The sequence below is a fragment of the Mariniflexile sp. AS56 genome, assembly GCF_030552475.1.
In the GTDB taxonomy this organism is placed as follows: Bacteria; Bacteroidota; Bacteroidia; order Flavobacteriales; family Flavobacteriaceae; genus Mariniflexile.
The window spans coordinates 211,218-233,533 of the sequence record NZ_JAUPED010000007.1; the positions used below are offsets into that span (position 1 = coordinate 211,218).

11 protein-coding genes are annotated in these 22,316 nt (G+C 35.7%); all 11 read right to left on the bottom strand.

All coding sequences use genetic code 11. The annotated features are described in order from the left end of the window. Positions 1–225: 225 nt before the first annotated feature. The 11 genes from Q5N74_RS10555 to Q5N74_RS10605 all read right to left on the bottom strand — a co-directional run bounded on the left by Q5N74_RS10555 (position 226) and on the right by Q5N74_RS10605 (position 22,311). The gene (locus Q5N74_RS10555; protein ID WP_304388760.1) at positions 226–2,439 is read right to left on the bottom strand and encodes a GH92 family glycosyl hydrolase; all 2,214 of its coding nucleotides are present in this window, start codon (positions 2,437–2,439) and stop codon (positions 226–228) included. Next, positions 2,440–4,104 (bottom strand): hypothetical protein, encoded by a 1,665-nt coding sequence (locus Q5N74_RS10560; protein ID WP_304388761.1) that lies wholly within the window; start codon positions 4,102–4,104, stop codon positions 2,440–2,442. It abuts the gene before it with no gap. A 10-nt stretch (positions 4,105–4,114) separates the two neighbouring features. After that, a complete protein-coding gene (locus tag Q5N74_RS10565) occupies positions 4,115–6,412 on the bottom strand; it encodes a family 20 glycosylhydrolase (RefSeq protein WP_304388762.1) in 2,298 nt (765 codons plus the stop codon). A gap of 2 nt (positions 6,413–6,414) precedes the next feature. After that, the gene (locus Q5N74_RS10570) at positions 6,415–8,568 is read right to left on the bottom strand and encodes a right-handed parallel beta-helix repeat-containing protein (protein ID WP_304388763.1); all 2,154 of its coding nucleotides are present in this window, start codon (positions 8,566–8,568) and stop codon (positions 6,415–6,417) included. After that, positions 8,553–11,021, bottom strand: a complete 2,469-nt coding sequence (locus Q5N74_RS10575) for a prolyl oligopeptidase family serine peptidase (RefSeq protein ID WP_304388764.1) — start codon at positions 11,019–11,021, stop codon at positions 8,553–8,555. The genes Q5N74_RS10570 and Q5N74_RS10575 overlap by 16 nt, the downstream gene beginning before the upstream one ends. Before the next feature lie 13 nt (positions 11,022–11,034). After that, positions 11,035–12,336 (bottom strand): alpha-L-fucosidase, encoded by a 1,302-nt coding sequence (locus Q5N74_RS10580; RefSeq protein WP_304388765.1) that lies wholly within the window; start codon positions 12,334–12,336, stop codon positions 11,035–11,037. Between the two features lie 20 nt (positions 12,337–12,356). Continuing rightward, positions 12,357–14,690, bottom strand: a complete 2,334-nt coding sequence (locus Q5N74_RS10585) for a GH92 family glycosyl hydrolase (RefSeq protein WP_304388766.1) — start codon at positions 14,688–14,690, stop codon at positions 12,357–12,359. Between the two features lie 22 nt (positions 14,691–14,712). Next, complete coding sequence (locus Q5N74_RS10590; RefSeq protein WP_304388767.1) at positions 14,713–16,200, bottom strand: arylsulfatase; 1,488 nt, start codon at positions 16,198–16,200, stop codon at positions 14,713–14,715. A gap of 91 nt (positions 16,201–16,291) precedes the next feature. After that, a complete protein-coding gene (locus Q5N74_RS10595) occupies positions 16,292–18,184 on the bottom strand; it encodes a beta-N-acetylhexosaminidase (protein WP_304388768.1) in 1,893 nt (630 codons plus the stop codon). A gap of 8 nt (positions 18,185–18,192) precedes the next feature. After that, on the bottom strand, positions 18,193–19,623 hold the full coding sequence (locus Q5N74_RS10600) for a hypothetical protein (protein WP_304388769.1): 1,431 nt from the start codon (positions 19,621–19,623) through the stop codon (positions 18,193–18,195). 6 nt (positions 19,624–19,629) lie between these two features. After that, positions 19,630–22,311: a glycoside hydrolase family 3 protein gene (locus tag Q5N74_RS10605; RefSeq protein WP_304388770.1), complete on the bottom strand. Its 2,682-nt coding sequence runs from the start codon at positions 22,309–22,311 to the stop codon at positions 19,630–19,632. Positions 22,312–22,316: the final 5 nt, after the last annotated feature.

The window sequence follows — 22,316 nt, forward strand, 5'->3', positions numbered from 1 at the left end:
TCCGTGGAGTTTCCGGGCCCATTTGTACCCCATTATCTGTTAAGCCTTGTAAACAAAGGGAAGTTTAATTCTGTATTGGAAAATAGATACACATAACAACACACATAGAAACAAAGAAAACCCTTATTTTATAAGGGTTTTTTCGTTTTATACTTTTCCTTATTCATCAATTACGTAAAATCTATCTTGCCTGTTTTAAGTAATGATTGGTAAGGTTATTGAGGTTTACAAGTTCTTATTTGGAGTTCTACCTAATACAAAATGAAGTGTACCTCCTTCTAAAATTTGTTCATGAGTTATAGTGAATTTATTATAAGCCTTCCCGTTTAAAGTAATAGCCTGTACATAACAATTCTCTTCTGATTGATTTTCGGTAGTTATTACAAACTGTTTCCCGTTTTCCAATTGAATAGTCGCTTCTTCAACAAAAGGAGATGTTAAACTATAAACACCATCAGCGGGATTTATGGGATACATTCCAACAGATGAAAACACCAACCATGCCGACATTTGCCCACAATCTTCATTTCCACAATAGCCATCAGGTTTAGTGCTGTATTGCGTATTTATAATTCTACGTACCATTTCTTGTGTTTTCCAAGGTTGCCCAACATTATTATATAAGTACGAAACATGGTGACTTGGTTCATTACCATGTGCATATTGGCCAATCATACCTGTGCTGAAAATGGGTAATTTATCTTCGGCGGTAGGGTAATATGTAAACATAGAATCTAACTTTGTGGTAAATTGTTGCTTTCCAAGAGTATTTATTAAGCCATCCATGTCTTGCGGTACAAACCAGAAATATTGCCATGCATTGCTTTCGCAAAATTCTCTGGTATATGCTTTTGCTGAAAATGAACTTTCAAACACACCCGCTTCACTTTTTGGGCGAAAGAAGGTCGATTTAGAATCGTATAAGTTTTTCCAATTATTGGCTCTTTTTGAAAATGTTTGTTGGATATCATTTTCACCTAAAGCTCCTGCCAATTGTGCAATACACCAATCGTTATACGCATATTCTAAGGTTTTTGAAACGGACCAACTTTCGCCTTCTTCAGATGTTGGTACGTAGCCTAATTTCATATAAGTATCTATTTGTCTACCCTTTTCTGTTGCAGATGCTACACAAGCTTCTAAAGCCTTTTTAGCGTCCAAAGGAATGCCTTTAAAATAAGCATCTACAATTACAGGAACCGCATGGTAGCCAATCATCATATTGGTTTCGTTTCCTGCTAACGACCATACGGGTAATAAGCCTGTTTCATCATAATGTGATAAAAACGACTTGATCATATCTCCAGTTTCTTTAGGTGCTAAAATAGTATACAATGGGTGAGTGGCTCTAAAAGTGTCCCAAAGTGAAAAGGTATCGTATTTATTATAGCCTTCTGCTTTATGAACTACTCCATCGGCGCCTTTGTAATTTCCATCGACATCACTGTGTAACGAGGGTGTTAAAAAAACATGGTACAAATTGGTGTAAAACAATTCTTTTTGTGCCTTTGTACCTTTAATTTTAATTTTAGAAAGATAGGTTTCCCAGGTGTGTTCTGTATCTTGAACGGTTTGCTCAAAATTCCAATGCGGTAATTCAGCCTTTAAATTTTTGCGTGCTCCTGCTATACTGGCTGATGATAATGCCACTTTTACTTGTATCTTATCTTGCTCCTGTGTTTTATAATGGGCTACAATGCGCGTGAATTTCCCATTTATTATGGTAGTGTTTTTTTCTTCTGAATTTTCAAACAGTAGTGCCTTATCAAAAGGTTTTGAGAATTTCATCACGAAATAGACACGCTGATCTGATGCCCAACCTTTAGATTTTCGATATCCCGAAATGGTTTGATCATCTTCTATGGTTATTTGAGTGTCTACAGGGGCATCCCAATTTAAACTATAGCCTAAATCAAGAATGATTTGGCTTTTTTCATCTTCTGGAAATGTATATTGATGAAACCCAACACGAGATGTCGTGGTTAATTCTGCTTTTATACCTGAACTTAACAAATCTACGGAGTAATATCCAGGGCTTGCTTTTTCACGATCGTGTGAGAATTTTGAGTAGGGGCGGTAACGACCTTCAGGTGTTAGGCTTTCTGTAAACTTACTATTCAATGGCATCACCAATAAATCGTACATATCGCCTGCACCCGTGCCAGAAAGGTGTGTATGACTAAAACCAGCTATGGTAGAATCTGGGTAAAAATAACCCGCAATCCTATCCCAACCTGGTAATCCATTATCCGGACTTAATTGCACCATACCAAATGGTACAACCGCACCTGGATAGGTGTTTCCTGGGCCATCGGTTCCGGTAAACGTATTCACATAACTGGTTAGTTTCTCTGTGGAGGCTACGTTTTTATCCGTTTTACTTTCTTTACAGGAAATAATCCCCAAACATACTAGTAATAAATAACTGTAATATTTCATTTATTTCGTTCTTAATTTATTCACTTTAAGATCTGCATAATTTGCAATATGTCTTTTATAGTCTTGTGTATATAGCGTTGCAATGGTACTGTATTTTTCTGCAAGCTTGTTGTAGTCCTTCCAAGCCTTATCATAGGCCTTAATCCACTTTTGAACTTCTTTAGTATCGCCTTTACTTACCGCATTATCCATATAGACAAGTGTTCTATATATATTATACAACTTCAAACCGTATTCCGATGACCCTATAGCGTGACTTTTAGTTTCTTTATTTTGCCAATGAATTGATTTAGCCAACTTCACAATTTTTTTCCATTTTGTGATAGATTCATCTTTTTGATCTAAGTTTCTTTGATGCTCTAAATCACCTTTAACTACCATTGGCCAAGCAATTCCTTGGTCTCTGGTCCACCATGGATTCATATCTCTATACGTACTGTTTCTGCCTCTTACTACGGCTTCCGCAGAAAGCAAACATAATTTCCTGAATTTTGCAACGTCATCACCTTTTAAATGTAAACGCTCTGTGGCATATCTGTTAAAAATAAACGCTTCACTCTTATCTATATTTTGTCCCCATTGTGCCACAACCCAAGAGTTTAAATCGCACCACAATTCGTCTTTTATATATGGGCCATCCCATCCACCACCACGAGACCATGTCCAAACACCTGCATATAATTCAGGCTTCGTATCAACAAACTCTTGAATACTGTTAATTTGATCTTCTGGCATCCTCGCATGCTCCTCAAAACCATCTATAACACCATTAGCAATATAATTAGGGTAAGCGCCTTTACCTTCGTATTCACGAGCAGATTGCACTTCAATAATTTGGCGGTGACGCCCTTGACCAATGACTTTGCTAAACTCGTTTGATCTATGAAAATCACCTTCACAATGTTTGATACTTATAATTAAGTTGTCGTGTGGTTCTACCGCGTTACTTACTGCCAAATAATCATCCATATCTCTATCAAACGCTCCCCAAGTACGAAAAATAAGTTGTTTATCTCTTTTCTCGCAAATCTCTTCTTTTAAGATATTTATTAAAGGAATAATTGTTTTCTTCGGATTTGTTTTATCCTCAATAGCTCCCAGGTGATAGGGTGCATCGTGCAAATAGGTTTCACCAATACGAACTACCAATCCATCCAAATCAGGAAACTGATCGAACATTTCATTAATTTGAGCACGAATTAATTTTTCGGTTAAAGCATCATTAGGATTACCAAAAGTTTTTTCAATATGGTATTTCTCAATCAATCTTTTAGGAAATAAAACAAGATCAGACATCGCATAAATAGCCATATCTTCAGCTTTACAAGCTGCATGCATTTGTTTTATTTGCGCTGCTTTTTCATCTACCCATTTACGATCTTCAGAACCTTTAGGCAAAATATCTGCATCAACGGATTCCCAGTTTATAGCTAATGCGGGCGATTCAAAAAGAAAATACACTTTTCCATTATATCCCATTTCTTTAATAACCGCTGGGTTGTTGTATTTAGAATCATACGGAGTCTCACCTGGATTGTGATGTACCATATCTAAAATTAAAGGCGCATTCTGGTTCTGACTTATCAGTTTTGCACCCATAATACTAAAAAAAACTAAAATGGATAGCACTAATTGATTACTTAAATTTGATTTATTTATCTTCATTATCTATTGCTTAAAAACGTGTAACCGAACCACTCATTGGGGTTAACTCTTCACCTTGTATGGCATACTTAACTTCTATGACTCTTGGTTTATCGCTTGGTCTGTATTTAATGGTTATAGGGTGCCATCCTTGTTTTAAAGCTGCTTTTCCATAACTCTTTCTAGGTCCGTGCCATCCACTATTATCAACTATCACTTCATCACCAATAAATAATAAATCTCCACCATCAGAACGTGTTTCAAATTCATAAATGGCGTCTTTATTAGCCTTAAAATAACCTTGGTAAATGATTGAGAAATTCTTTTCATCTTTAAAATCTCCCAATGCAATTGTATCTACTTTAGTAAAGTTAGATGTGGAGGGCGTTTTAAGATCTTCTACCTTTTTAAATTTCCCTTTGATAATCCACCTTTTTAAGCCTGTTTCTACTGGATTCACTTCTATAGGGGTTATATAGTTTTTTTGAATAACCTTGGTTGTTTTTAGGTCGTTAAATTTTTCGCCACGATAGGCACGGGCTTTAATAGTAATGGTGTCGTTTACTAGAAAAGGAGCTTCATATTTTATAGTTTCTTTTGTTGGAATACTGCCGTCTAAAGAATAATAAATATCTACACCCTCAAGTGGATAAGCTAATTTTAAAGAGACTTCGGTATTATCAACAAAAGCGATGTCTTTTTGAAGACCTTCTACCGCAGGGATGTAATAATACACATCAAGAACATCTAATCGGTCATACTGTTTTTCTACTCTTTTATTGAATGATTCAAAATCGCGTTCTTGATCGACCCATGCATTTTCTGCAACGGCTAACATTCTAGGAAACGCTTGATATTGCAAACGCTTAAAACTAGGAATCCATTCAGACCATAAATTGGCTTGAATTCCTAAAACGTGTTCAGCTTCTGCATCTGTGAAATCTTCGGGAATAGGTTCATAATTGTAAACACCTTCTAGAGTGTTTCCTTCGTTTAAGTAATCGAAATAATATGCAGCTGTTGTAGTCACTACAATATCATTTCCATTGGCTGCGGCTTTTTTTGGTGCATCTGGTGCCCAGTTTCTCCACCACATAACGTTGGCTTCTTTGGTTAATCCACCTCTTACAATTTCATCCCAACCCATAAATTGTTTCCCTTTAGATTGTAAAAATTGTTCGATGTCTCTATTGAAATGCGATTGTAATTCGTGTTCGTCTTTAAGATTATGCTCTTTGATGGCTTTTTGACAATGTGGGCATTTTTCCCAAGATTTTATGTTGACTTCATCACCTCCAATATGAACGTACTTAGCAGGAAATAATTCCACAACTTCACTCAGTACATTTTTCATAAAATCATAGGTTGTTTCTTTTCCTAAACAAGTTGGGTAAGTAAAAACAGTATCCCAACCTGATTCTTCATTACAAGATAGAAAAGGATAATTATCTATTGCCGATTTAAAATGACCTGGCATATCTATTTCAGGAATCACAGTGATGCATCTAGCATCGGCATACGATACAATTTCTTTAATTTGATCTTGGGTGAAAAAGCCACCATATTTACGTTCGCCATCAATGGTCTTAAAGTTAGATTCGTCTATAGTATAAAGCTTATTTTCTTTTGCTCTATCCATACAAATGGTGTCTTGATTGTTTGGTGTTCTCCAAGCTCCTTTTTCTGTTAATAAAGGGTATTTCTTTATTTCAATACGCCAACCTTGGTCATCGGTTAAATGCATATGATAGGTATTTAACTTGAACAGAGCCATGTAATCTAAAAAGTCTTTTACCTCATTTATATTAAAAAAATGACGACTAAAATCCATATGCATGCCGCGCCACTCAAAACGAGGCGCATCTTCCACCATGGCACATGGTACAAACCAATCGGTATTTGTTTTTTCTTTACTCTCAATTTCATTTGGCAATAACTGGCGAATGGTTTGAACGGCATTAAAAAAACCACGTTCTTCTGAAGCTTTTATGTTAATTGATGTTGGGTTTATATCTAATTTATAAGCACCTTCTTTTAAACCTTCCACGGTTTCAAAAACAACTGCATCATCAAGCTTTGTATTTGAAACTTGTAAATTGTAACCTGCTGCATTTTTAAATAAACCTATTAAATAATTTGCTGCTTTTTGATGACTCTCATCATTAAGTATAATTTTTGTACTAGATTCAAACTGAAATGAACTTTCTTTTAATTGAAAACTCAAGGGTTTAGGTAGTAATGAGATTTGCTCTTGTTTAAAAGTAGGTTTTGTTTGCGAGCATGACACCAAAAGCAATGTTACTAATAGAAATGTAATATGTTTTTTCATAATCATCTTTTTATATTCTTTTTCATGTTTTCTTCAACAGCTTTATCAAAAGCTATTGTTATAGATTCGGTTAGTTTTGCTTTTTTAATCCAATCACCATCACCGTAAATCCCTGATTTTGTATAATCGAATGGTTTAAAGTTTATTTTTTTGAAATTTGCTTTCCGCTCAAATTTGAAATCGAAATTTGAAGCATCCTTAAAATAAGGATCCCCTATGATACTATTATTATCATGTCCCAATTGTTGCCAAACTTTAAATGTTTTACCATTGAAATTGTAAGTGCCAAGACTCGTATTCCAATACAAATTAGTATCCATTTTAGCTATAACCTTGTCCCAAGCGCCTTTTAGCAACATGCCTTCTTTAAAAATAACAATATTATTTGTAAAAGTGAATGATGTGTGTGCCTCTGCTATGGTACACTGCATCTGATACTTTTTAGCAAAGGCCAAAATGTTATTCTGTATTAGATTTTCCTTACCATAATTTTGTTGAAATCCCCCCGTTTTGGTATTGTATACTACATTGTTTTTAAAAACAATTCCTGTAGAACCTTCATCGGCATACATACCCCAACCTCCGTAGGAATACGCATGAATATCATGAATCACATTATTTTCAATACGGGTTCCTTCAGATTCTCCAAGCGTATAAATACCAGCCATGTCGCTTAACAAATCCCATCCTATGTGATGAATATGGTTATAAGCTATAGTATTTCGTTTTGCAAGACTTGGTGCATACCCCCAAACCCAACCCACAGAGATACCTGTGTAATAGAAATTACCAATATCATTATGGGTTACTTTATTATCTGAACTATGCCCAACCCATATTCCTACTGCAGCAGGAAACTCTTTGCCACCAGACTGTATAATATTGTTATGAATATTTATATTGTGAGTATGTTCTTTGCCTTCTAAAGCCTTAAAATCTCCCAAATAAATACCACCACCTCCCAAATTGTGCAAATAGGTGTTTTCTACAAAAGCATTACTACAACCTTTACCAAACCACAAGGCATGCTGTCCTGTCTTTGAAATTTCACAATGAGAAAATGTTATATTTTTTGCTCCTTCTAAATAAATAGCTGCATTTAATTTTGCCGCTGCTTGGTTGGGTTCTGAACCCGATTTCGGGATTTCGTAATGACAATACTCAAAACCTAAACCTTCAAAACGAATGTATTCTACATATTTATTTTGAATAGCACTTCCTTTTATACTTATTAATTGTTGCAATACGGGGGCTATTACCGTACTGTTATCTGGAGATTCATTGGGTTGTGGTACATAGTACAAAATTCCCTTTTGATTTAAAAACCATTCACCAGGGGTATCTAAAGCTCCTTTATAATTTTCAAAAACAATGCGTCCACCTTTCTTTATTTCGTTCCAAGGTTTCATACCTTTTCCTGATGTTGTAATTGATAAACTATCAGTATCAATAGCATCGATGTGCCTTAAGGTGTAATCCCATTTGTGATAGGCTTTGAACCTTACTTCTTCAATTTCATCCTTGGTGATATCTACTAAAGCCGCGAACATATTTTTATCAAAAAATAATTTTTGTTGTGCCTTTGGAGCGACCTTACCAGGGCCTTTTTCCCAGATGTGTTGTTGCACAGAATCTATTTCCAAAAAACCACTATTAGGTGTTCGAGCTAAAACGGCTCTTTTACCATTTACATATAATTGATCAAATTGCCATTTGTAATAAGCGCTTTCTGGAATTTTAACTTCCCAAACACCTTTTTCATTGACTGAAAATCCAGTAATTATTTTTCCGCCACTAAAAGTTGGTTTGGCATTTTTAGCGGCTTTATAGGTGATGGGGGAATTTTTGGTCCCACCATCTTCTGGAAATAATTCCAAAGGTTCTTTCATCGTATAATAACCTTCCTCTACAATTACCGTATAAGCATGTTGTTTTTTTGATAAGGTTTTATGCTGGCGTATGGCATCGCGAGCAGCCGTTAATGTTGCTAAAGGAGCTTCTTTTGTTCCTGGGTTTATATCATTCCCTATGGGCGAAACATGAAAATACTGTTGTGCATTTAACGATAAACTACAACAAAAAAGCAAGCTTAATATATAAATAACCCTCATCAATATTTTTATTCTTTTAGAACCTTTAATTAGTTGTCCTGCCATTCAATCTCGCCATTTTCCAGACTCCAATCATTTCCAAAATAACCAGTTGCTTTAATACTTTCTATACCGTTTTGGTAAATAGTAGGGGTGAAGATCATCATATCTGGGATATCGGTTCCAGATCCAAAATACTTGTTGGGAACCATGGCTTTAAAGCCTTCAATACCGGTTCCAGATATGGCCGCAACCGATGCTGTTTTGCTGTCTTTCCTTGGATAAATTAAATACGTACCGTAGTTATTTCCTTTTAAAATTTTATGACCAACTTTAACTTCATCACGTTTAACTTGAACAGGGCTTTCTGATAATAGTAATTTCCATGCAGCATTAGTGGTAGCGTTACCATACAGAATAACAGACCTGTCTTTAAATTTTTTAAGTGAAAATTCTTTATCTGAAATAATATCTATAGAACCATTCCCTCTGTAATAAAAGGTTTCAGCATCAAAGCGCACTTTGTTAATAGCCCATTGGTTTTCTTCTTGAGTTCCCTTAGTTCCATACACAAACACCATGTTATTTTTAAAAGCATCTTTAAAATTACCATAGCGTAGCGGATTTTTTTCAAAGCTACTTGTTGGTTTTTCAGTTAAAACCCATGTATTATTTTCTTTTTCAAACCATAATTCATCTTTTTTATAAGATGCTATGTTGTTAAAAGAAACACTATCAACCATCACTTCAATGGTATCAGATGCCATAGTGTGTTTTATATCTAGCTTAAACTTTTTTAAATTTTCAGTTTCAATAGAAATGTGTCGCTTTCTTAAAATGACGTCGTTTTTTATTTGTTTTTCATTACGTACATTTTGAGTGACTTTAACACCCGAAAATTCAAATAGTTTTTCTTGTTGATATAAGGTTATATATCTACTTTCTGAGGAAACACCGGGACTTGCTGTTCTAAATTCAAATGTTTTTACATCATCATTATTAGGAATGGTATGCCATTTAAAGTAATCGAATATCGAGCTGAAATCAATACCAAACCAATGTTTTTTATCTTCATACTCAAGGTAAGCAAAATCAGGATGAAATTCTGCTAGATGTTTACGCATAAAACGGGCTTGGTCTACAGGTACTACATCATCGGCATCACCATGTTGTATGTACACACCTTGTTGAAGGTAATTTCTAGACAATTCCAATGTATGACTTGCATGGTTGGCTCGAACAAACATATTTTCTAGAGCTGTTGGGTTTTCCAAGGCCTCTTTATTGGCATAAGAAAACAAAGAATACCACCCAGACATAGGTACAATAGCAGCCCATTTGCTAGGAAACGTGGCGCCTACATGCCAAGTACCATGACCACCCATAGAATGTCCTGTTAAATAGGTTCGGTTGGGGTCTGTACCATACATGTTTTCTGCAAGTTCTTGAACTTCCATGGCGTCCCAACGGCCCCAATCTTCCCAATTAAAACCATAATCTCTTCTGTTTGTTGGTGCAATCACGTGTCCCCAATCTTTAGCTTTATATTGAACCGCCTGATTTTTGGCTTCTACATTGGCTCCATGTAATGAAAGAAACATGGCTGGTTTATCTCCTGGTTTTATAAGGCCTTCTTTCACAGAAAAATATTGAACGCTCCCATCTATTTTAGAAATGAATGTTCTGGTATAACGTTCTTCAGGTGTTCTTACATGATACAAAACAGACGTTTCATCTATAAGTTTTAATCCTTCAAATAATTTAATTTTCACTCTTACTGTATCTTTTTTAGAATAAGCGTCTTTTACCAAATAGGGCACTTTTCGCATAGACAATGGAATGATGGTCGATACGTTTGTTTCTAGTGTTTCACCGTTTGCTTCAGATACAAGTCTGAGGTTTCTTAATGTTTTCGAGGTTGAATTTAATATTCTGATGGATCCTGTTTTTGTATCATTTTCAGTGGTTAAAAAATCAGGATTCGTCATATCTCTCTCTAATAAAGCGATTGGTTTTTCAATAGATAATAATTGCATAAACACTTCACCACGACCTCCTTTTACTAAGAAGGTATTCTTACCTTTTAGTAATTCTACGGGGTGAAACGTAAGGTGTTTATTATACACATCGCCACCACGGGGAATACCATTTACAAATACTTCATTATGACCAGAAATTTCTAAAATTTTAATTTCTGATATGAGTGAATTATAAGTGACATACAAATAACCACCCCTTAATTTTCTGGTTTTAAAAACACCTTTTTCATTTACTGTTAATGGCTCCCAACGCTCCACTTCACCTTGTCTGCCAATGCCAACAGAATCGGTTTCAATAGGTTCATAGTCCTTTTTTGTAATGAGATTATAAAAAACGGGATCGGTATAAATAATGGACCGGTTTCCCTTACTAGTTGATCCTGTTACCAATCCGTTTTTTAAAGCAATCGTGTCTTGGGCGTTAAGGGAACTGCTTATAAAAAAAACAAGGAGAATAAATTTTAATGTGAATTTGGTCATATTGAAATAGCTGCTATTTGATTTTAAGTTTTATAATTTCATCTATTTCATTTAAAGAATTACTATCTACGTAAATAAATGTACCTTCTTTTAATTGCTTGAATTTGATTTTTGTTTTACCATCGAATGATGTCGCCGAAGATATTTTTTCTTTAAATTCAGGAATGAAAATATAAGGATCGTGGGTTGGGTTTAAAATATGAACGTACAATGTTTTATCTTTTTTGGTAATAGTTCCCCAATCTTGAGTTTGTATAACATCGCCTCTAGTGCCGTAAATACTTTCACCATATTTAGAAGTCCATTCGCCCATTTCCTTTAAAGTATTTACAAACTCTGGTTGTATTTCTCCATTGGGCATTGGCCCTACATTCAATAATAAATTACCGTTTTTACCAGCTGCTTTTACTAAAAAATGTATCAGTTGTTTTGTAGATTTAAACTTGTTGTCATAAATACTATAGCCCCATTTACTTGCCATAGTGGCACAAGATTCTAAAGGTAATTGACTTACGTGAACACCATCACTAAAACCACCATGGTTTTCTCCTGGTAAATCACGCTCAAACGTTTGTATATCATCACCTGGTATGGGTTGTATGTGGTGATTGTTTGCAATTAAAGTACTTGGACTTAACTCATGTATTAAAGAGTATATTTCGTCATATTTCCAGTTTGCTTCTTTTCGATCCCAATGTCCGTCAAACCAAATCATACCTATTTCTCCATAATTGGTAAGCAATTCTGTAAGTTGGGCTTTCATAAAATCTACATATTTATTCCAAGCTTCTTCATCTCCTTTTTTACCATCTTTGTAATCATCACGTTTCCAGTCTAGTAAAGAATAGTAGAAATTTAATTTAATTCCTTCTTTTTTACATGCTGCGGCCAGTTCCTTTAAGGGATCTTTTCCGTAAGGGGTAGCATCTACTATATTGAAGTCACTCGCATCAGTATCAAACATACTAAAACTGTCGTGGTGACGCGATGTAATGGTTATGTATTTCATCCCTGCAGATTTTGCAATTTTAACCCATTCTTCCGCATTAAAATCTTGTGGATTAAAAAAGTCTGCCAAACGTTCATAGTTATCTGCTTTAATCTTTTTCAATAACATCACCCATTCACCATCGGCCAAAACGCTGTAAACCCCCCAATGGATAAACATACCGAATTTCATGTCTTGAAACTCTTTACGCGCATCTAAGTTATTTTGAGTAGGTGTATACTCTGGCATAGGGAATTGGTACTGTTTTTGTGCATTACTTGTAAATGCAAGTAGGCCTAATAGGCAAATAATAGCGATCTTCTTCATGTTATTAGTTTTTGTTTTTCTTAATTTATTACGGGTTGCGGTCCCATTTCCATTTCTAAAATACCTCCTTGAGTTATTTCTTTATGTGTTATCCAAAAGCGATTTAATGATTTCCCGTTTAACTTTATGGATTGTATATAAATGTTTTCTTCTGAATTATTTTTAGCAATTATTTTAAAGGTTTTTCCTGAGTAATAATTTTGGTCTAATTTTATTTCAATTTCATTGAAAACAGGACTCGTTATTTGATATTTATTATCCCCAGGATTTATAGGGTGAATACCAATAGATGCTAACACATACCAGGCGGACAATTGCCCAACATCTTCATTACCGCATAATCCGTAAGCATCGGTACCATAGGCTTTACTACAAATTTTACGTGTTATTTTTTGGGTTAAATGTGGTGCACCTGCTTCGTTTAACATAAAAGGAACGTGGTGTACCGGTTCATTGGCGTGATTGTAATAATTGTTCCAAAGGAAATGATCTGGAGTGTTTTCAAAGAAAGCAATCAATTCGTTTTTAAAAGCTTCTTCGCCACCCATTAAAGTTTTTAGCCCCTCAATATCGTGAGGTACAAACCAACCTTGTTGGTAGGGGTTACTTTCTATGCATCCTTGACCGTGCACTGTTTTTCCTTTCCATTCCAACCAAACTCCGGTGCTGTCTTTGGCTCTAAACCAATTCACTTCATCGTTCCAAATATTCTTGTAATTTTTGCTTTTTTTGAAATATGCTGTAGCGATGTTATTTTTTCCTAAGGATTTTGCAAAGGTTGCCAATGCCCAATCGGAATAGGCATACTCCAAAGTTTTAGATATATGTTTATGGGAATAACCTAATTCACCATTTCCAGTATTATCTACGGTGTTTTTAGAATACTTAAACGCTTTCTCTATATCGTAATTTCGAATGCCTTTTTGGTAGGCATCATTAATAACTGAAACAGCAGGGTTACCTAACATAACGCCGGAATAAGAGTTTAGCATTTCCCAACGCGGTAAGTATTCTTTGCCACTTAACTCAGCGATTTGTAAAAGGGAGTTAATCTCATCATTTACCAAGGTTGGATTGATAATGGTTTGTAAAGGAAATTGAGATCGAAACACATCCCAACCACTAAAAATAGTTCGGTAGGTGAAATTTTTGGTTTGATGCACTTTTTTATCAGCTCCTATGTAATTTCCATTGACGTCTGAAAAAGCACGTGGATCTATTAAAGTATGATATAATGATGTGTAAAAAATAGTTTTATCTCTATCTGTAGCGCCTTCAACCGATATGTTGTCAATAGCTTTACTCCAGCTATCACGAGCTTCCTGTTTTGTTTTATCGAAATTCCAATGGTTAATATCGTGTTCTAAATTCTCTTTAGCTCCAGCAATACTTACAAATGAAATGCCACTTTTAACCAACACTTCTTCGTCTACTTTGGTACTAAAATTGGTGTAAAAACCTAAATGCTTGCCTTGCATCTCCGTTTTACCTTCAAAGATTTCAGCATTTTTAATTGAATCTTGATAGTTATCTCTTCTAATAAAACGCATTTTTCTAGGCACGTCCGGAATATCGGCACTCCAAATACCATAATCTTTTAACGGCTTGCTAAATTCACAATAGAAATACACCACGTAATCGGCATTTCCTGCACCAGCGCCCCAGCCACCACCTTCGGGAGGACATTTCATCCAACCTTGTATGGTGTTTTCGTTTACTACTTTTATGTATTGTTCTGTTGAAGTTCCACCAACACGACGCGCTAAATCAATTTGAACGCGCGAACTATCAGATTCAGGATAGGTAAAACGAATAATACCTGCTCTTGGTGCCGAAGTTAATTCTGCTTTCACATTATAATCATCTAAAGTTACAGCATAATATCCTGCCTCTGTAGTTTCAGTATCATGAGAATATCGAGAACGGTAACCGCTTTCTGGATTTTCGGCAACACCCCGATTAGTTTGTAGTTTTCCTGTTGTAGGTGTTACTAAAAAGTTGCCTAAATCGCCAAACCAACCCACGCCACTCATGTGTGTAAAACTGAAACCTTCCATGGTTGGGTGTTCATAAGAATACCCAGAACCATTATCACCATCAGAAACCGTATCCGGACTTAATTGCACCAAGCCAAATGGCGTTGCAGTACCCGGAAATGTTTTACCAAAACCATGAGCATCTTTAGATTTTTCACCATAAGTAATAGCACCAATTATAGGGTCTATATAATCTACGGGCTGCTTTTGGGTTGTTTTGGTTTCTTTTTCAGATTTTGAAGATTTACAAGAACCCGCCACAAGAACCGTTAATGCTAGACAGAAATAAAATGATATGTTTCTTTTTGTTCTACTCATGAAATGGGCTGCTTTTAGTCTATTAGTGCGCTGCTGTGTTTTGTGCGCTTTCTGTTTTGAAAATATCTACGGGTACATCATTTTCTTGTGATTTTCCAGTGGTTGTTCTACCGTTTTCAACAATACGTTTTAATTTTTTTGTCAATTTGGCAACAACTCTAGGATGCTTCTTATAAACATTAGTCGTTTCTTCAGCATCGGTTTTCATGTTATACAATTGAATTTCTGGTAGGTTTTCTGCTTTAGCTTTATTATCATTTGGATTAGACCAACCACCAGAACCAGGTGTTAATTCCAATTTCCATTTTTTATTCCTAATAGAAAATTTACCATGTATAGAATGATGAACCACTAAATTATAATCCGTTTTTGCCTTTTTGTTTTTCAGCATTGGTAGAATACTATACGAATCTACACCAGCATTATCATCCACATTTAAACCTGCAATTTCAGCACAAGTCGCCATTAAACTCGTTTGGCAAATAAGCTTATCGTTTATAGAGTTAGCCTCAATATGTTCTGGCCATCTTACCATAAAAGGAATGCGGTGTCCGCCTTCCCAAATATCAGATTTGTAACCTCTAAAATCAGCACTTGGGTAATGTCCGAATTCATTTTCTAACTTACCAACTTTTGCAACAGGGTAGGAGCAACCATTATCACTTGTGAAAAACACCAAAGTATTATCCTCAATGCCATTTGCTTTTAAGGCTTCAAGCACACGACCAACAACATCATCCGTTTCCATAACAAAATCGGCATAAGCGCCCATACCACTTTTTCCTTGCCAAGCTTTTGATGGTACCACAGGACTATGCGGTGAGTTTAATGCCAAATACATAAAAAATGGCGTATCGTTTTTAGATTCCTTAGCGATATAATCTTCGGCATGATCACCTAAAAATTGTAACATTTTCACAGGTTCCATTGTATCAACAACCTTATCGTCTTTTATAACCGTTTTCATAACTCTAGAGTGGTGAAAGCCAATATAAGAGTCAAAACCACGAGAAACTGGTCCGTTTGGTACCGTAGAACCAATCGCTGGGCCAATTACTTTTTTACCATCGTAAACTTCAACAGGATTTCCTTCGTCGTCAACAAACTTAAACCCAAGATGCCATTTACCAATAGCTGCGGTTTTGTAACCTGCCTCTTTAAGCATTTTCGGAACCGTCATTTGGTCTTCTGCTATTAAAGGTTCTAATTCTTCACCTCCAGCTAAAACACCTTGTTGCAGTCTAGAACGCCATGAATAACGTCCTGTTAAAATAGCGTATCGGGATGGCGTACATACTGAAGAAGCAGAGTGCGCATCGGTAAACGTCATAGATTCTTTCGAAAAGGCATCTATTTTAGGAGTAAGTATTTTTCCTTTTTCAGGATTTAAAACTTGTACATCGCCATAGCCTAAATCGTCACAAATGATGTAAACAATATTTGGTTTTTTTTGAGCTGAAGCTGAAGCAACAACGAACATAAAAAGAGCTACTAATTTTGATAGTTTCATGTGTTATTTCTATTGTTTTTTATTGGTCACATGGCTCTTCCTTATAATCATTTCCTTGTGGTTTAAATTTAGTAATGGAAGTTTCATGATTTTATTTTAATCGTATTTCTGTTATTTCACCTAGTAATTCGCCAGCATCGTTAAATAAACCAGCTTTTAAAAGGGTTTTAGGTTTTGTTTTAAAATCGCCTTCATACTTAATGGCGTTGGTTGTTGGATCGCTACCATCAAGCGTGTAATAAATAGAAAAGCCAACGGTTTCTGTTTTCAAAAACACAATAGCTTCTGTATTTAATTGATCGATAGCAAAGGCAGGATATACAGTAAACATGCTATTTGCATAATTGACGTCATCTCTTTCTAAACGTTTAAAATGATCGGTTTTTAATGCATTTTGAAAACGTTCCCAATTTTTTACTTTTGGATTGCTCCAAGACACCTCGGCACTTGCTAAGGTTCTTGGGTAAAGCATGTATTCAAAATGTTCTTCGGTTGGTGTAAATTCGGCCCATAAACAAGTTTGATTTCCTAATACACGGCTCGCTTCTTCCGCAGTTAATTCAGCAGGAATAGGTTCATGATTATAAACTACAGAGAGCGGTAATACTGAATTTGGTCCTTCTGGCTCCATAAATGTTGGACCTTGAACACGACTGATGTATGAGTGTAAATACGACGTCATAATGGTTGGGTAACCTTCACGAGGTGCTTGTAATTCCGGTGTATGCATGCCTCTTCTCCAAGCCATAATAGTAGCACCTTTGGCTCCTTTTCCGCTTAAAATTTCATCCCAACCAATCATTAGTTTATTTTGGGCGGTTACTATTTTATTTACTTTTTGAATAAAATGACTTTGTAATTCTTCCTCATCAGCAAGATTGTGGTCTGTCATTACCTTTTGGCAATGCGGACATTTTTTCCAATTGGTTTTGTTGCATTCATCTCCACCAATATGGATGTATTTTGAAGGAAATAACTCGGCTACTTCTTTTATCACATCCTCTAAAAAAGCATAGGTAGTTTCTTTTCCTGCACAAACTGCGTTATCGGGTGCTTTTCCACCAGTGGCTAATTCAAAATTAGCATCAGTTTCACCGTCAAAACAAAACAATTCTGGATACGATGCTACTAAAGCTTTACTGTGTCCGGGAACATCAATTTCTGGTATTACTTCTATATTCCTAGCCGATGCATAAGCAATAACTTCTTTAATATCTTCTTGGGTATAAAAACCACCAACGGTTTTAGGTTCATCTGCTGTAGCATGCTCACGAGACCACCAAGCAATGCCTGTTCTGTCTGCTCGCCAAGCTCCTTTTTGAGTGAGGTTTGGATATTTTTTAATTTCAATTCTCCAGCCTTGATCGTCGGTTAGATGCCAATGAAATTTATTTATTTTATATGAAGCTAATACGTCAAGCTGCTTTAAAATAAAAGCTTTGGTTTGAAAATTACGAGAAACATCGAACAACACACCACGCCAATGGAATCTTGGATTGTCGGTAATAGTCAAACTTGGTATGGCTGTAGTTCCATTAGAACCGGCAGGAATAGCCTGTCTCAAAGTTTGGAAACCATTAAATAATCCAGCATAATCAGTTGCTTTTACAGTAATTTTAGAAGCATTTACTTCTAAAATATAACCTTCGGCTTCAATAGATGCGTTTTTTACTTTTTCAAAAACAATAACGTTTTTAGACGCTGAGGTTCTTCCTGTGTTTACAGTAAGCGATAAACCGGTGTCATTTGTAAGTGTTGATGACACCATAGGTGCTAAAGCTTTGCTGAATTTCTTCGGAATAAAAACTTGCGTGTTTTCATCTAATTTAAATCCGCGTGAAGCGTATACAACAGATTCTGGTTGCGGAATAAAAGTATTCTGAACATCTTGAGCATAAATACTTACTGAAAACATGAGACATACTAAAAGTAATGCTATTGTTTTTGCTCCGTAAATATTCGTCTTATATGAAGTGTTTATCATGTGTTATTCTAATTTAAACTTACAGCAAGCGTGTTAAAAGATTTTCCGTCTAGAGTTACTTTTACAATCTCGTTATTGATGTTTAATGCTAATTCTTGTGCTTCCGAAGTATTGTTGTAAGCCAAAACAGTTACCTCATTATTCGCTTTGTTATAAAAGGCAAGTGCGTTATTAGTATCTCCAGAGGCCGCTAATTTTACCGAACCTGGCGCTACAAAAGCACTTAAATGTTTCATTAAATAAAACTCAGGATTGTATTTTATAGCTTTAGTTTTGCTATCAATAGAAATCATAGAATTTTGTTTCCATCCCCATTGGCTTTTTCCTGTTTCATCTAAAACCATATTCCAATACATGTATGAGTTGGCACCGTTTTCAAAGTAATGCTTCATTAAGTTGAAGGTGTATTCTGCCGCTTTCCAATCGTTAGAACCGTCACCACATTCTGTTTCAGTTTGCATTAATTGCATGTCTGGATATTTAGCATGTACAGCTTCAATAGCGCCTTTTCCTGCCCATTGAAAACCAACACCTGTAACATAATCTTCAGTGTTTTTGTATTGTAAAATAGCATCTACACGTTCTATTTGCGGACGCTCAACAGTACCTAACCAGATATCTGTATCTAAATTTTCAGCTTTAAGTTTCGGACCTAAATAGTCGGCTATAAAAATGCCTAAATCTTGAGGTTTCCAAACGCATGATGGAAAGTTTTGAGCCGAATTTGGTTCGTTTTGAACATGAACAGCGCTAATTTCAATACCTTCATTATCATAAGCTTTTATGAATTTTGAAAAGTATAAAGCGTAAGATTCTAAATATTCTGGTTCCATAATGAAACGAGACACTAATTCTTCCGTAGAACTCCATTCCTCTGGTAAATCGTTAAATTCAGGATTAGATTTACAAGCGTAATGTTTGCTATGTTTCATCCAAGATGGCGGACACCAAGGTGAAGCCCAAACTTCTATGTCCGGATTTATTTTTTGTGCTTCCTTAATGTATGGAATTAAACGTTTTTTATCACGATCGATAGAGAAGTTCGACATTGCGAAATCTTCCGCAGTTTCGTTATGGCTATACCAATCTACAGCATAATCATTAGCGCCAATAGGCATTCTACAAACGTTGAATTTACAACCCGTTTCCTGACTAAATAAATCGTTTAAAATTTGTTGTTTTTCTTCTGGAGTTACCATAGCTAAAGCATCCCAACCTAATTCGTTGAAACAGCCGCCAAAACCTGTAACTTCTTGTTCTTGGTTTTGTGTATCAATAGTAATGGATAGGTTAGTAGCTGTGCTTTCCGTAGAAGGATTGTAGATTTTTTCAACCCAAACATGATCATTAGTACTGCTTACCCAAGTTACTTGAGGTTGATTTTTACAAGCTGAAAAAGCGACTAAAAGGGTTAAAGCTGAATATTTAAAAACGTTCATAATGTTCTATTTTACTGTTAAAATTTTTCTTAAACGGATATCTTTTGATGAAGCACCAACCATGATTCTAAAATCGCCTGCTTCAACTAATCTTTTCATGTCTTTGTCTAACATAGATAAGGCTTCCGGATCTAATTTAAAGGTTACATTTTGAGATTCTCCAGGGTTTAAAGTGATGCGTTTAAAACCTTTTAATTCTTTAATAGGGCGAGATACTGAAGCTAATTCATCACGGATATAAAGTTGAACCACTTCGTCTCCAGCAACTGTTCCTGCATTTTTAATGGTGCATGAAACTTCTACGCTTTCGTTAGCTGAAATATTATTTTTACTGAATTCAATATCTGAATATTCAAAGGCAGTATAACTTAATCCGTAACCAAAAGGGAATAAAGGTTGCCCAGTTAAGTTGTGGTAATTATCGCCACGACCGGTTGGTTTATTGTTGTAATACAATGGACATTGCGCTTCATCTACCGGAAAAGTAATTGGTAAACGTCCAGCAGGATTTTCGTCACCAAAAAGGATATCGGCAAAACCGTTTCCCCCATTTTCACCAGAATACCATGCCATTAAAACACTATCGACATCGTTAATCCAGTTAGACATAGTAATGGCACTACCACCAACTAAAACAACAACTGTTGGTTTTCCTGTTTTAGCAACGGCTTTAATTAATGCTTCTTGATGACCTGGTAAAGCTAATAACGCACGATCTTGAAATTCACCTTCGTGAATACCAGCAACCACTACCGCAACATCACTTTGTTCTGCAGCTGCAACAGCATCGGCAATTTGTTGTTCCCATTCGTTTTGAATTTCGGCATCCCAAATTAATTTGAATTTTGCATTTCCTGCAGCTTCAAAAAATTCAATTTTAATGTCGTATGTTTTTCCTTCATCAAAAGAAAAAGGTTTTAAAATATTGTTGTATGATTGTTTTTGCCAGTTGTCAATAATTAATTTGCCATCTAAATACATGCGGTACCCATCATTACCTTCAATACCAATATTGAAAACACCTGTTTTTGGCGCTTTTAGTTTTCCTGTCCATCGTACCGAAAACCAATCGTAAGCTAAATCTTCATGTGGTGAAAATAAGGTCCATCCAAACTTAATTTGCTTATCAATACGTTCTACTTTAGGTTGGCCGCTTAATTTAATATTATCAAAATAATCACCTTTTAAACCTGCAACTTGTTTACCTTCTTTGGTAGTGGATAAGTACGAAGAGGCTATTACGTTATAATTTTCTTCAGTTAAAGCTACACCAGGCGCATAGATAATATTGTCTTGTCCTATTTTATCTGATACCCCTTGATACATAGAAATAAGATTATTTCCTGGGCCACTATAACCACCTAATCGCACGGTTTTCACATCGTGACCAATAAGTGCTATTTTTTTAACAGTTTTATCAATTGGTAAAGTTTCATTTTCATTTTTTAATAAAACCATCGCTTTAGAGGCTGCTTTTCTGGCCAACTCACGGTGTGTTTTATGTCCGTTCCAAATTGCTGCTTCTTTAGCATCTACGTATGGGTTTTCAAATAAACCTAATTCGAATTTAGCTTTTAAAATACGGCTAACTGCTTCGTCAATCGCTTTAATATCGACCATTCCATTTTTGTAAGCTTCCCAAAATAAAGGGTAGTGGTTGTAGTTGGTTTGAAACATAACATCTAAACCAGCTTCTACAGCATCTTCTGTAGCTTCGGCATAATCTTTAGCTGTAAAGTGTAATACATTAGCACCACCTGTAGCTCCAGCATCGGAAATTACAAAGCCATCAAAACCCCATTCTTCTTTCAGTTTAGTACGCAATAACCACTCGTTAGACGTACATGGCGTACCGTTTAATGAGTTGTAAGACGTCATTACTGAACGCGCACCTACTTTTTGAAAAACAGCTTTAAAAGCAGGAAAGTAAATTTCCTCTAAAATACGTTCGTTATAACTAATTGGGTAACTATCACGACCACCTGCGCCTACATTAGCAACAAAGTGTTTTGGTGTGGTTATTACACCTTCTTTCTCGAATTCTCCAAGATAAGAAAGCGCCATTTGCGTTGTTAAATATGGATCTTCACCATAAGTTTCTTCGGTACGTCCCCAACGTACATCGCGTGCTATGTTTAATACTGGCGATAATATTTGACGAATTCCTCTTGTTTTTGTCTCCTTTGTTATGGCACCGGCTACTTCGCCAACTAAGTCTGTATCCCAAGTTGCTGCTAATGCAATGGCTTGCGGATACATGGTAGCTCCATCTCGAGCTAAACCGTGAAGCGCTTCGTTAAAAGGAATAATAGGAATTCCTAAACGGGTTTCTTCTAAGAAAAACTTTTGAAGTTCGTTAATTTCTTTAGCCATATTAGCTGCGGTTCCCGTAGAACCATAGTCCATAATTTGCTCGGCGGCATTATCATTTAATCCTTTTGAAGAAATTTGAAAACCAAAAATACCGTGTTTCAATTTGTCTTTTCCAATCTTTAAATCGCCTGGAATCATAAACATTTGCCAGAATTTTTCTTCTAACGTCATTCTGCCTAATAAATCGCTTACACGTTCTTCAACGGGTAACTTCGGGTTTTTATAAGGTGGGTCTTTCTTATTAGAAAAAGCGAAAGCACTTATGATTAGTGCAAAAACACTGACTATTTTTAGGGTATGGAGAATCTTTTTCAAACTGC